The organism is Pantoea rwandensis, from assembly GCF_000759475.1.
GTDB lineage: Bacteria > Pseudomonadota > Gammaproteobacteria > Enterobacterales > Enterobacteriaceae > Pantoea > Pantoea rwandensis_B.
Genome location: NZ_CP009454.1, coordinates 4,012,555 through 4,026,139 on the forward strand (window position 1 = coordinate 4,012,555; position 13,585 = coordinate 4,026,139).

The 13,585-nt window shown below is 56.7% G+C and carries 8 protein-coding genes, 1 pseudogene and 1 riboswitch; of the genes and pseudogenes, 7 read left to right on the plus strand and 2 right to left on the minus strand.

From position 1 onward, the window contains the following. Nucleotides 1-3: 3 nt before the first annotated feature. The gene (leuD, locus tag LH22_RS18430) at nt 4-609 is read left to right on the plus strand and encodes a 3-isopropylmalate dehydratase small subunit (RefSeq protein WP_038649091.1); all 606 of its coding nucleotides are present in this window, start codon (nt 4-6) and stop codon (nt 607-609) included. Between the two features lie 83 nt (nt 610-692). On the opposite strand, the pseudogene LH22_RS18435 reads toward leuD, so the two are convergent. Continuing rightward, a pseudogene (locus LH22_RS18435) lies at nt 693-1,873 on the minus strand (MFS transporter). A gap of 253 nt (nt 1,874-2,126) precedes the next feature. On the opposite strand from LH22_RS18435, the gene sgrR reads away from it, so the two are divergent. From sgrR to thiQ, 4 genes are all read left to right on the plus strand, one after another. After that, nucleotides 2,127-3,788: an HTH-type transcriptional regulator SgrR gene (gene sgrR / locus LH22_RS18445; RefSeq protein ID WP_038649095.1), complete on the plus strand. Its 1,662-nt coding sequence runs from the start codon at nt 2,127-2,129 to the stop codon at nt 3,786-3,788. A 35-nt stretch (nt 3,789-3,823) separates the two neighbouring features. Continuing rightward, nucleotides 3,824-3,918: riboswitch (TPP riboswitch) on the plus strand. 47 nt (nt 3,919-3,965) lie between these two features. After that, entirely contained in the window at nt 3,966-4,952 is a 987-nt protein-coding gene (gene thiB, locus LH22_RS18450; RefSeq protein ID WP_038649098.1) for a thiamine ABC transporter substrate binding subunit, read from the plus strand. Next, nucleotides 4,952-6,538, plus strand: a complete 1,587-nt coding sequence (gene thiP, locus LH22_RS18455; RefSeq protein WP_038649100.1) for a thiamine/thiamine pyrophosphate ABC transporter permease ThiP — start codon at nt 4,952-4,954, stop codon at nt 6,536-6,538. Before thiB ends, thiP begins: the two co-directional genes overlap by 1 nt. Beyond that, complete coding sequence (gene thiQ / locus LH22_RS18460; protein WP_038649103.1) at nt 6,522-7,223, plus strand: thiamine ABC transporter ATP-binding protein ThiQ; 702 nt, start codon at nt 6,522-6,524, stop codon at nt 7,221-7,223. Before thiP ends, thiQ begins: the two co-directional genes overlap by 17 nt. Here the strand turns inward: thiQ and LH22_RS18465 are convergent. Continuing rightward, entirely contained in the window at nt 7,220-7,984 is a 765-nt protein-coding gene (locus LH22_RS18465) for a DedA family protein (RefSeq protein ID WP_038649105.1), read from the minus strand. The two genes, thiQ and LH22_RS18465, sit on opposite strands and share 4 nt — an antisense overlap. Before the next feature lie 166 nt (nt 7,985-8,150). Here LH22_RS18465 and polB point away from each other — a divergent pair, with 166 nt between their 5' ends. Further along, on the plus strand, nt 8,151-10,511 hold the full coding sequence (gene polB / locus LH22_RS18470) for a DNA polymerase II (RefSeq protein ID WP_038649109.1): 2,361 nt from the start codon (nt 8,151-8,153) through the stop codon (nt 10,509-10,511). Between the two features lie 152 nt (nt 10,512-10,663). After that, complete coding sequence (gene rapA, locus LH22_RS18475) at nt 10,664-13,570, plus strand: RNA polymerase-associated protein RapA (RefSeq protein WP_038649113.1); 2,907 nt, start codon at nt 10,664-10,666, stop codon at nt 13,568-13,570. Nucleotides 13,571-13,585 lie beyond the last annotated feature (15 nt).

Genomic DNA, 13,585 nt, shown 5'->3' on the forward strand with positions numbered 1-13,585 from the left:
GCCATGGCGAACAAATTTACTCAACACACTGGCATTGTAGCGCCACTGGATGCCGCAAACGTCGATACCGATGCCATCATTCCAAAGCAGTTCCTGCAAAAAGTGACGCGCACCGGTTTTGGTGCGCACCTGTTCCACGACTGGCGTTTTGAAGATGATGCGGGCACCGTGCCAACCCCAGGTTTCGTGCTGAACAAGCCGGAATTTAAAGGCACCAGCATTTTGCTGGCGCGTGAAAACTTCGGCTGCGGCTCATCACGTGAGCACGCACCGTGGGCGCTGACCGACTTCGGTTTCCATGTGGTGATTGCACCAAGCTTCGCGGATATTTTCTATGGCAACAGCTTCAACAACCAGTTGCTGCCGGTGAAATTGAGCGATGAAGAAGTGGATGAGATGTTCAAACTGGTGGCCGCGCAGCCAGGCGTGACCTTTACCGTGGATCTGGAAGCGCAGACCGTCACGGCGGGTGATAAGTCTTACAGCTTTGAAATCGACAGCTTCCGCCGTCACTGCATGATTAACGGTCTCGACAGCATTGGTTTGACGCTTCAACACGAAGCGTCCATCTCCAACTACGAGACCACTCAGCCAGCATTCCTACGTTAATGCCCTTTTCGGTGCGCTTCAATGCGTACCGAAGAGATTCGCCCTGAATGCCTACCAAGTCGCCTTTGCTGGCGACTTTTTATTCATTGGGCATCACGCACGCGCGACGCCAGCCCCAGCGCCACAACCGCCATCGCTAATGCCAGCCAATACACCGATTCATGGCCAAAGCGCTCGCTCAGCGTGCCCTGTATCAATCCCGCAATAATCAAACCGGTGGATATCGAGGTGGTAAACATCGTGGTCGCCGCGCCCGCGCGTCCCGGCATGAGATCCTGAAACCACAACATGCCAATCCCGGCGACGATGCCGATAAACGCCGCGTTGAACAGCTGCAGCACCATCAATGCCGTGCGCGACTTGAACAACACCAGTCCGAGATAGAACAGGATCGCCGCCACTAGCGCTAACAGCACCAACTTGCGCTTACCAAAGCGTTTGGCATAGTGCCCAGCCAGCAGCATGATAGGAATCTCCAGCCCTGCCGCCGTCCCCATCAATAATCCCGCCAACTTTTCCGGCAGCCCCAGCGTTGAGCTGATATACAGCGGCATGTCGATGATATACATGGTGTTGCACGCCCACATCACCACGGAGGCGATAAACAGCATCCGCACCTGGCTATCTTTCCATGGGCTGAGCTGGGTCAATACCTGCTCTGGCGTCGCGGCCACGCGCGGTACCGATGGCAGAGTACGCCAAATCAACAGCATACTGAGCACGAAGATCGCCGCCGCTACGCAGAACAGCGTCACGAAGCCATAATTGAGGGCTAAGGCGAACGACAGCGGCGGGCCAATCACCCACGCCAGCGACAGTTGCGCACGCATCACTGAGCTGAACATCACCACTTCACGCGCCGACTGATCGGCATATTCCCGTGCCAGCGCAAATATCTGCGGTATTGCCACGCTGGCCAGTGCCGATAGCAACACCCCCACGCTGATCAGCGTCAGTAATGGCGATTAAAGGCAAACAGCAGCGCATTCAGTACCGCCATCAGGCAGCAAAATAGAATCAGATTGCGACGATCGCCACGATTGTCCGAACGCTTCGCCATTAGGAGGCTAATCACGATCCCAGCAATCGCGTTAATAGTAAAAAACAGCCCAACCCAAAACGGTCGCACCTGCACTTCCCGCGTCAAAAATAAACTGAGCGTGGGCGCCTGTAGAGCACCGGCGACGCCGGTCATAAACGACACCGCCATAAAAGAGAGATAAACCGGGTTGAGACGACGCTGGCGCGTTAACAGCGATTTCATGCAGAAATCCCTTTGCGGAGAAATGAGGCTAAGACAAAGAGGGTAGAAGATTTCACAGCAAAACGAAAAAAGCCAGCAGAGAAAACGCTGCTGGCGGTGAAATGCACCCTACTCAGAAAAGGCTCCACGTCGGCGGAACCGCTGGCAGAGCGCCATTCATTGCTGAATGCCTCCCGCTCTTCCATTACCTGGCAGTATGCCTCTAATATGGGGCAGGAAAAACTGAGCGATTCTGAGAAGGAGTTCCCCTTTTATGTCCTCTGCGCGACTGCAACAGCAGTTCATCCGCCTATGGCAAAGCTGCCAGGGAGTGGACCAGGAAACCACCTTAAGCGATCTGGCTGAACGGCTGCACTGTTCGCGACGCCATATGCGCAATCTGCTAAATGCCATGCAGGATGCGGGCTGGCTGATTTGGCAGGCAGAAGCCGGGCGCGGCAAGCGTTCTAGTCTGAGCTTCAATTACACCGGCTTAGCACTGCAGCAACAGCGCGCGGAAGATTTACTGGAGCAGGACCGCATCGAACAGTTGGTGCAACTGGTGGGCGATAAGAATCAGGTGCGGCAGATGATTGCGGCCCACCTCGGGCGTAGTTTTCGCCAGGGCAAGCATATCCTGCGCGTGCTCTATTACCGCCCGCTGCCCAATCTGCTGCCCGGCTCGCCGCTGCGTCGTTCGGAAACTCATCTGGCGCGACAAATCTTTAACGGCCTGACGCGAATAAATGAGGAAAAGGGGGAAATCGAAGCGGATATCGCCCACCACTGGCAACAAACCTCCCCGCTCAACTGGCGTTTCTTTTTACGACCCGCGATTCGCTTCCACCACGGCCGCGAACTGGAGATGGAAGACATCATCGCCTCACTGGAACGTGTCCGCAGTCAGCCGCTGTTCTCACATATCGATAAACTGCACTCTCCCGCGCCCTGGACACTGGATATTCATCTGACGCAGCCTGATGACTGGCTGCCCTGGCTGCTGGCCAGCGTCAGCGCCATGATCCTGCCGCGTGAGTGGCCGACGTTGCGCCATTTTGCCCGTCAACCCATCGGCACCGGCCCCTACAGTGTGGTACGCAATCAGCAGACGCAGCTGAAAATTGCCGCCTTTGATGACTATTTTGGCTATCGCGCGCTGATTGATGACGTGTCGATTTGGGTGCTGCCGGAAATCAGCGACGAGCTGGTGTATGCCGGCGTGAAGCTGCAGGGGGAAACCGCCGATGAGAAGTCAGAAGAGAGCCGTCTGGAAGAAGGCTGCTATTTCCTGCTGTTCGACCAGCGCTCAGAGCGTGGTAAGGATACCCATTTTCGCCGCTGGGTGAGCTATCTGCTCAATCCGATTGCCCTGCTCAACCATGCGGGTGTGGGCTATCAGCGCTACTGGTTCCCGGCATACGGTTTCTTACCGCGCTGGCACCATCGCCGCGATCTCACCCCGGCCGAAAAGCCTGATGGGCTAACGCAACTGACCATCAGCTGGTATAGCCATCATGTTGAGCATGAAGGTATTGCTAACGCCCTGCGCCCGTTGCTGGCTGAACAGGGTGTCGAACTGATCACGCGCGAGCTGAGTTATGAAGCATGGTTCGAAGGTGAAGGAGAGAGTGACATCTGGCTCGGCAGCGTCAACTTCACTCTGCCGCTCGACTACGCACTGTTTGCGCAGCTCTACGAATTGCCGCTCATGCATCACTGCGTTCCGATTGACTGGCACGCAGATGCACAACAGTGGCGACAGAAAGCCTTGCCTCTGGCCGAGTGGAGCAAACAGTTGGTGAACAGCGACTTTGTTCATCCGCTCTTCCATCACTGGTTAATGCTGGAAGGCCAGCGCAGTATGCGCGGTGTGCGGCTCAACACGCTCGGCTGGTTTGACTTTAAATCGGCCTGGTTTGCACCACCGGAGCTGTGACACTTTCGCGCTGTCACAGAAGTGTCTAAAATAAGCCGTTCTCAACGGGGTGCCCTGGTATCGGGCTGAGAGAAACCCGTCGAACCTGATCCGGCTCATACCGGCGTAGGGATTTGAGATGAGCGATAACTCAGATCCTTTGCGACTCAACTTTATCTTCTCCTCAAGGAGCGCAAAGTGTTAAACAAAGTCTTGCCCGTGTTGCTGTTGGTCTCTGCCCCGGTGTTAGCTGCCAAGCCTGTTCTTACTGTTTACACCTACGACTCGTTCTCTGCAGAGTGGGGCCCCGGCCCTGCCGTCAAAAAAGCCTTTGAAGCCGAGTGCGGCTGCGAACTGAACTATGTGGCGCTGGAAGATGGCGTGTCACTGCTCAACCGCGTGCGGATGGAAGGCAAAAACAGCAAAGCCGATGTGGTGCTGGGCCTCGATAACAACCTCGTGCAAGCCGCCGAAAAAACCGGCCTGTTTGCGAAAAGCACCGTCGACACCAGTAAATTGCAACTGCCTGATAGCTGGCATAACGACACCTTCGTTCCCTTCGATTACGGCTACTTCGCCTTCGTCTACGATAAAAACAAGCTGAAGAACCCACCGAAAAGCCTGAAAGAACTGGTCGAAAGCCCGGAAAAGTTGCGTGTGATCTATGAAGATCCACGCACCAGCACGCCGGGATTAGGCCTGCTGCTGTGGATGCAAAAAGTGTATGGCGATAAAGCACCTGACGCCTGGCAGAAGCTGGCACAGAAAACGGTCACCGTCACCAAGGGCTGGAGCGAAGCCTATGGCCTGTTCCTGAAAGGCGAAGGCGATCTGGTGCTGAGTTACACCACCTCTCCCGCTTATCACATCATTGAAGAGAAGAAAGATAACTACGCCGCTGCGCCGTTTAGCGAAGGCCATTATCTGCAAGTGGAAGTGGCTGCTCAGCTCGCTAGCAGCAAACAGCCGAAACTGGCGCAGCAGTTTATGCAATTTATGGTGTCGCCAGCCTTCCAGCAGACCATTCCGACTGGCAACTGGATGTATCCGGTGATCAAAAGCGATCTGCCTGCGGGTTATCAGTCGCTGACCGTTCCGGCGAATGCGCTGCAATATCGCTCAGCCGAAGTGGCCGATCATCGCGCTGACTGGATTCGCACCTGGCAACAAGCCGTTAGCCGTTAATGCCAGCCTGGTTAATTCCTGGAAGTGCCGTTGCGCTGCTATTGTGCGCAGTGGCACTGCTGGCGTTTGGTGCCTTAACGCTGGCCGCGCCCGTCACTGACTGGCGCGCCTTGCTCACTGACAGCTATCTGCATCACGTGCTGGCGTTTTCGTTTGAGCAGGCGCTGCTGTCCGCATTGTTCTCGGTGCTGCCATCAATTCTTCTGGCACGCGCGCTGTATCGCCGTCGCTTTCCAGGGCGCACGCTGCTGCTGCGTCTGTGCGCCATGACGCTGGTCTTGCCGGTTTTGGTTGCGGTATTTGGCTTGCTCAGTGTCTACGGTCGCAGCGGCTGGCTGGCTCAACTCTGCGCCTTAGCAGGACTCGACTACCACTTCTCACCCTATGGCCTGCAGGGCATTCTGCTGGCACACGTGTTCTTCAATCTGCCGCTCGCCACCCGCATGCTATTGCAGGCGCTGGAAAGTATTCCCGGCGAGCAGCGTCAGTCAGCCGCCCAGCTTGGCTTACGCGGGTGGAACCAGTTTCGTTTCGTCGAGTGGCCATGGCTGCGACGCCAGATTCTGCCCACCGCCGCACTGATTTTTATGCTGTGCTTCGCCAGCTTTGCCACCGTGCTGGCACTGGGCGGTGGACCGCGCGCCACCACGCTGGAACTGGCTATCTATCAGGCGCTGAGCTTTGATTACGATCCCAGCCGTGCAGCCCTGCTGGCACTGTTACAGCTTGGCTGTTGTCTGCTGCTGGTGCTGTTAAGCCAGCGCTTCAGCAAAGCCATCCCCACCGGCAGCCAAAATATTCGAGGCTGGCGTGATCCCCAGGATAGCTGGCATGCCCGGATCGGCGACACGCTACTGATTGTCTGTGCGCTACTGCTGTTACTGCCGCCGCTCGCTGCGGTGATCGTTGATGGCTTGCGCGGTGGTGTTGCAGGTGCGCTGCAACAACCCGCGTTATGGCAAGCGACCTTCACCTCACTGCGCATCGCCATCGGCGCCGGATTGCTGTGCGTGGTACTGACGATGATGTTGCTATGGAGCAGCCGTGAGCTACGGCAGCGCCAGCGCAATATGGCGGCACAGGCGATGGAACTGAGCGGCATGCTGATTCTGGCGATGCCAGGCATCGTGCTGGCCAGCGGCTTTTTCCTGCTGTTCACCGCCACCATCGGCCTGCCGCAGCGTGCCGATGGCTTAGTGATCTTCACCAATGCGCTGATTGCCATCCCCTATGCGATGAAAGTGCTGGAGAACCCGATGCGCGATATCAGCGCCCGTTACAGCCCGCTCTGCGCCTCACTGGGCATTGCTGGTATTCATCGCCTGAAACTGATTGAACTGCGCGCGCTGAAGCGGCCCATTGCGCAAGCGCTGGCGTTTGCCTGCGTACTGTCGATTGGTGATTTCGGCGTGGTGGCCCTGTTTGGCAGCGCCGATTTCCGTACGCTGCCATTCTATCTGTTCCAGCAAATTGGCGCTTACCGCGGCGCGGACGGTGCCGTGACGGCACTGCTGCTGTTACTGCTGTGCCTGTTACTCTTTACCCTGATGGAAAAACTGCCGGGTCGCCATGCTGACACTGAATAACCTCACTTACCTTTACCAGCATCTGCCAATGCGCTTCCGTTTTGAAGCCCAGGCGGGTGAACGTCTGGCAATCCTTGGTCCCAGCGGCGCAGGCAAAAGCACCTTGCTCAGTCTAATCGGTGGTTTTTTGCCAGTGAGCCAGGGAACCCTGATGATGAATGGCGTCGATCACACGCGCAGCGTGCCCTCTGCACGGCCAGTGTCGATGCTGTTCCAGGAGAACAATCTCTTCCCGCACCTGACAGTGCAGCAAAATATGGGGTTAGGTTTGCATCCGGGCTTGAAACTGACGCGGGAACAGCAACAACAGTTGGCCGCCATCGCTGAGCAGACCGGATTAGCGGAGATGCTGAACCGCTTGCCCGCGGAGCTTTCTGGTGGTCAACGCCAGCGTGTAGCCTTAGCACGCTGCCTGTTGCGCGATCGGCCAATCCTGCTACTGGATGAACCCTTCTCTGCGCTCGATCCGGCGCTGCGCGGTGAGATGCTGCAACTGGTGCGTTCGGTGTGCGAAAGCCGCAACATTACTTTGCTGATGGTGTCGCATAGCCTGGAAGACGCTCAGCAAATTGCGCCGCGCAGTCTGGTGGTGGTTGATGGTCGGATTTATTGGGATGGCAGCACGGCGAGCTTGATCAGTGGAGAGAGTGAAGCGGCTGCCATCCTTGGCGTGAAAAGGCCTTAAGCGAAGAACACCTTCCACAACAGATGGCGGAAGATGGGCATCATCGGGTGATACTGAATGGCGATAAATGCGGCCACGCCGATAACAGCGGCCAGCGGTGCCAGCCAGCGCAAGCGCGCCTGCGGCAGATATTTCGTTGCCCAGTCAGTGGTTTTACCACTGCGCCACCAGCGCCACATCAGCCAGCAGCCCATCCACATCAGCAACGCCACCAGCAACAGCAGCCACTTAAAATTGCCGCCTTGCGCGGCCTGCGGTACATCAATCGCCACACCGGCGAGGATACCCGGCATCAGATAAGCCGGGGGCCAGAGAATACAGCCAATCAAATTGGGCGGCAGGAATTTGCGCACCGGCAGCTCCAGCATGCCCGCCGCCAATGGAATCAACGGCCGCGTCGGGCCGACGAAGCGCCCCACCAAAATCGTAAACATGCTGTGTTCATGCAGCGCGTGCTCGGTTTTATCCAGCAGGCCCTGATACTTTTTCAGATATTTCCAGCGGTGTAATGGCCCCTGGAACTTCCAGCCGATGCCATACGAGACCCAGTCGCCAATCAGGCAACCGGCAAAACCCGCCGCCCAGGCAGGATAAAGGCCAATTTGTCCGCTGCCCACCAGAGCCCCAAGACTGGCCATTAATACGGTTCCTGGCAACAGCAATCCCACGAACGCCAGCGACTCAAGGAAGGTCACCAGCGCCACGGCCATCAGCGCGTACTCCAGCGATTGCGAAAACAGATGTTGAATCCAGGCTTCCATAACTATCCTCTGCGGAATATAGAGGCTGGATTGTCCGGAGCCAGCGCCGAACCGTCAAGGCAAGAATTGTAGAACGATGTTGACAGAGTGCTGACACTATCGCCACACGCAGGCACTGTATAAACATCCATGATATACTTCAGGCAATTCATTTCCCGGAGTTAACGTGACCGAACCGCGTGCAGGTTTTCTGCTTACCCGCCACTGGCGAGATACCCCAACCGGCAGCGAAGTGGTGCTGTGGCTGGCGACTGATGAGGGTCCACAGCGGCTGGTGCTACCGGCACAGGAGTCCGTGGCTTTCATTCCAGAAGAATTCCGCCAGCAAACCGAAACGTTGATCCGAGGCGAGCGGCATACCCGTGTGCAATCGCTCAAACTGAAAGATTTCCGCCGTCGTCCGGTGTTTGGTCTTTATTGCCGCAGCCACCGCCAGCTGCAAAACCTGGAAAAGCGGCTGCGGGAAAATGGCATCGCGCTGTATGAAGCCGATATCCGCCCGCCAGAGCGTTATTTGATGGAGCGTTTCATCACGGCACCGGTGTGGTTTAGCGGCGAGGTGCGCGGCGATAGCGTGGTCAATGCTCGTCTGAAACCGCATCCAGATTATCGCCCGCAGCTAAGATGGGTTTCGCTGGATATTGAAACCACGGAACACGGTGAGCTGTATTGCATCGGGCTGGAGGGCTGCGGTCAGCGCCAGGTTTACATGCTGGGTCCGCCCAATGGCGATGCCAGCACGCTCGATTTCGATCTCATCTATGTGGATAGCCGCCCGCAGCTGCTGGAGCAGCTCAATGCCTGGTTCGCTCGCCACGATCCTGACGTGATCATCGGCTGGAGCGTGGTGCAGTTCGATCTGCGCGTCCTGCAAAAACACGCCGACCGCTACGGCATCCCGCTGCGACTGGGCCGCCAGAACCAGGCGCTGGAGTGGCGTGAGCACGGTTTTAAACCTGGGGTATTCTTCGCACAAGCCACAGGACGATTAGTGATTGATGGCATTGAAGCGCTGAAATCGGCGTTCTGGGATTTTCCCTCTTTCAGTCTTGAGGCGGTGTCACGCCAGCTCCTCGGCGAAGGAAAAGACATCGACAACCCGTGGCAGCGCATGGAAGAGATCAACTGGCGCTTTGCCCATGACAAACCCGCGCTGGCGAAGTACAACCTGAAAGATTGCGAGCTGGTGACGCGCATTTTCCAGCATACCGCCATCATGCCATTTTTGCTGGAGCGCGCCACGGTGAACGGCCTGGCGGTCGATCGTCACGGCGGTTCGGTGGCGGCTTTTGGTCATCTTTATATTCCGCGCATGCATCGTGCAGGCTTCGTGGCACCTAACCTCGGTGAAGTCGCCCCCGAAGCCAGCCCCGGCGGTTATGTGATGGACTCACGGCCCGGACTGTATGATTCGGTGCTGGTGCTCGATTACAAAAGCCTTTATCCCTCCATTATTCGCACCTTCCTGATCGATCCCGTCGGTCTGGTGGAGGGGCTGGCGCATCCAGACGATGCCGATTCCGTGCCCGGCTTCCGTCATGCGCGCTTCTCACGCCAAACCCATTGCCTGCCAGCGATTGTGGAGCAGATTTGGCAAGGGCGTGAAGCAGCGAAACGCGACGGCAATCAACCTTTGTCACAGGCACTGAAAATCATCATGAATGCCTTTTACGGCGTGCTTGGCACCAGCGCCTGTCGCTTCTTTGATCCACGTCTTGCGTCTTCTATTACCCTGCGTGGCCACGCCATCATGCAGCAAACACGCGAGCTGATTGGAGCGGAAGGTTTCGATGTGATCTACGGCGATACCGACTCGACCTTTGTCTGGCTCAAAGGCGCGCACAGCGAGGCAGAAGCCGCCGCCATTGGTCATCGTCTGGCTAAACAGGTCAATGCGTGGTGGCAGCAACATCTGCAGCAGACTTACGGGCTAGAGAGCGCACTGGAATTAGAGTACGAAACCCATTTCAGTCGCTTCCTGATGCCGACCATTCGCGGTGCCGAGCAGGGCAGTAAAAAGCGTTACGCCGGGATGATTCGCAGCGACGGAACAGAGCGGTTGGTGTTTAAAGGGCTGGAGTCGGTGCGCACCGACTGGACGCCGCTGGCGCAGCAGTTCCAGCAAAATCTGTATGGCCGAATTTTCCGTGGCGAACCGTGGCAGGATTATATCCGCGAGACCGTGGCCCAGTTGCTGGCAGGCGAACTGGACGAATTACTGGTCTATAAAAAGCGTCTGCGCCGCCCGTTAAAAGATTACGAAAAAAACGTGCCACCCCATGTGCGCGCCGCGCGCCTCGCCGATGAGCAAAATCGGAAATTACAGCGTCCGCTGCAGCACCAAAATGGCGGGTCCATACGCTATGTGATGGCGACCGCTGGCCCGGAACCGCTGGAAGCGCGCACCACGCCGCTCGACTACGATCACTACGTCACCAGGCAGTTACAACCGGTGGCAGATGGAATTTTACCTTTCGTTGGCGATGACTTTGCTACACTTATCACCGGGCAGCTGGGGCTTTTTTGACAGGTGACGAATGCCCTGCCATCCAGTACCATAGCGCCCTTCCTGTTTCTCACCGCATAGACACCCTGACCAAACTCATGTTTGGCGGTGTTGTATTGCCTGAGTGCAGGTGAACTTCTTTATGGCATGTCAGAGAGTCGAGCTAAAAATATATGGTTTTTACACTGGGTCAGCGCTGGATTAGTGATACGGAAAGTGAACTGGGATTAGGAACGGTGGTGGCGATTGATACCCGCATGATCACCATGATGTTCCCGGCAACCGGCGAAAACCGCCTGTATGCCCGTAATGATGCTCCCGTCACCCGTGTGATTTTCAATCCGGGCGACACCATCACCAACCACGAAGGTTGGCAGATGAGCGTCGATGAAGTCCGCAACGATAACGAATTAATGACTTACATCGGCACGCGTCTCGACACCGAAGAAAGCGGCGTGGTGATGCGCGAAGTGATGCTGGACAGCAAACTGGTATTCAGTAAGCCTCAGGATCGCCTGTTCGCCGGTCAGCTCGACCGTATGGACCGTTTCTCCCTGCGCTTCCGTGCGCGTAAATACCAGAGCGAGCAGTATCGCCTGCCGATCAGCGGTCTGCGTGGCATGCGCACCAACCTGATTCCGCATCAGCTGCATATCGCCCATGATGTCGGCCGCCGTCATGCGCCACGCGTGTTGCTGGCGGATGAAGTGGGCCTGGGCAAAACCATTGAAGCCGGGATGATCATTCAGCAACAGCTGCTGGCTGGTCGTGCCGATCGCGTACTGATCGTGGTGCCGGAAACGCTCCAGCACCAGTGGCTGGTAGAGATGTTGCGCCGCTTCAACCTGCGCTTTGCCCTGTTTGATGACGACCGCTACACCGAAGCCCAGCATGACAGTGATAACGCCTTCGAAACCGAGCAGTTAATTATCTGCTCGCTAGACTTCGTGCGTCGCAATAAGCAGCGTTTGGAATTACTCGCTGATGCCGACTGGGATTTACTGGTGGTCGATGAAGCTCACCATCTGGCCTGGAGCGAAGAGGCACCCAGCCGTGAATATCAGGTAATTGAACAGCTGGCGGAAAAAACGCCTGGCGTATTGCTGCTGACGGCAACGCCGGAACAGCTGGGCCTGGAAAGTCACTTTGCCCGTTTACGTCTGCTCGATCCAAACCGCTTCCACGACTTCAGCCAGTTTGTGGCTGAGCAGCAGAATTATCGCCCGGTGGCTGATGCCGTCAGCTCATTGCTGGCCGATCAGGCGATCACCAAAGAAGAGATGAACCTGATCAATGACCTGATCGGCGAGCAGGACATCGAGCCGCTGCTGCAGGTGGCGAACAGCGATCGTGATGGCAAAGAAGATGCGCGCAAAGAGCTGGTCTCGATGTTGATGGATCGCCACGGCACCAGCCGCGTGCTGTTCCGTAACACCCGTAACGGCGTGAAGGGCTTCCCGAAACGCGAACTGCACCAGATTCGTTTGCCGCTGCCCGCGCAGTATCAAACCGCGATTAAAGTTTCCGGCATTATGGGCACGCGTAAGAGCGCAGAAGAACGCGCACGTGACATGCTGTATCCGGAAAAGATTTATCAGGAATTTGAAGGCGATAGCGGTACCTGGTGGAACTTCGACCCACGCGTAGAATGGCTGATGGGCTACCTGACCAGCAACCGTAAAGAGAAAGTGCTGGTGATTTGCGCTCAGGCCGCCACTGCGCTGCAACTGGAACAGGTGCTGCGTGAGCGTGAAGGTATTCGTGCCGCGGTGTTCCATGAAGGATTATCCATTCTGGAGCGTGACCGTGCTGCGGCATTTTTCGCTTCAGAAGAAGAAGGTGCGCAGGTGCTGCTGTGCTCGGAGATCGGTTCTGAAGGCCGCAACTTCCAGTTCGCCAGCCGCCTGGTGATGTTCGACCTGCCGTTTAACCCGGACCTGCTGGAACAGCGTATTGGTCGTCTTGACCGTATTGGCCAGATGCACGACATCCAGATTCTGGTGCCGTGGCTGGAAAAAACCGCCCAGGCGGTGCTGCTGCGCTGGTATCACGAAGGCCTGGATGCGTTTGAACATACCTGCCCGACTGGCCGCACCATCTATGACAGCGAATACAGCAAGCTGATTGAATACCTCGCCGCGCCAGAGAATCCGCAAGGGCTCGACGAGTTCATTGCAGAGAGTCGCAAACAGCACGACACGCTGAAATCGCAGTTGGAACAGGGTCGTGACCGTTTGCTTGAGCTGAACTCCAACGGCGGCGAAGCGGCGCAAGCGCTGGCGAACGCTATCGGTGAACAGGATAACGACACTGATCTGGTCAACTTCGCACTGAATCTGTTCGATATCGTCGGTATCAATCAGGAAGATCGCAGTGACAGCCTGATCGTGCTAACGCCATCCGATCATATGCTGGTGCCGGATTTCCCAGGTTTGCCGGAAGACGGCTGCACCGTGACTTTCAACCGCAACCAGGCGCTATCGCGCGAAGACACCCAATTCATCACCTGGGAACATCCGCTGATCCGTAATGGTCTCGATTTGATCCTGTCCGGTGATACCGGCAGCTGTGCATTATCACTGTTGAAAAACAAAGCGCTGCCGGTGGGTACGCTGCTGGTTGAGATGGTCTATGTGGTTGAAGCGCAGGCACCGAAAAGCCTGCAACTCACCCGCTTCCTGCCGCCAACGCCGGTGCGTTTGCTGATGGATCGTGCTGGCAACAACCTGGCAGGCAAAGTGGAGTTTGAAAGCTTTAACCGCCAGTTAAATGCCGTGAATCGCCATACCGGTAGCAAACTGGTTAACGCAGTGCAGCAGGAAGTGCACGAGATTCTGACGCAGGCCGAAAAAGTGGTGATTCCGGAAGCACAGGCGATCATCGCAGCGGCGAAAGTCGAGGCGGATGAGAAGCTGAGTGCCGAGTTGTCACGTCTTGAAGCGCTGCGAGCGGTCAACCCCAACATCCGCGATGATGAAGTTGAAGCGCTGGAAAGCAATCGCGAACAGGTGCTGGCAAGCCTCGGTGATGCGGGCTGGCGTCTGGACGCGCTGCGTCTGATTGTTGTCACGCACCAATAATTGCTGAAGGCCACT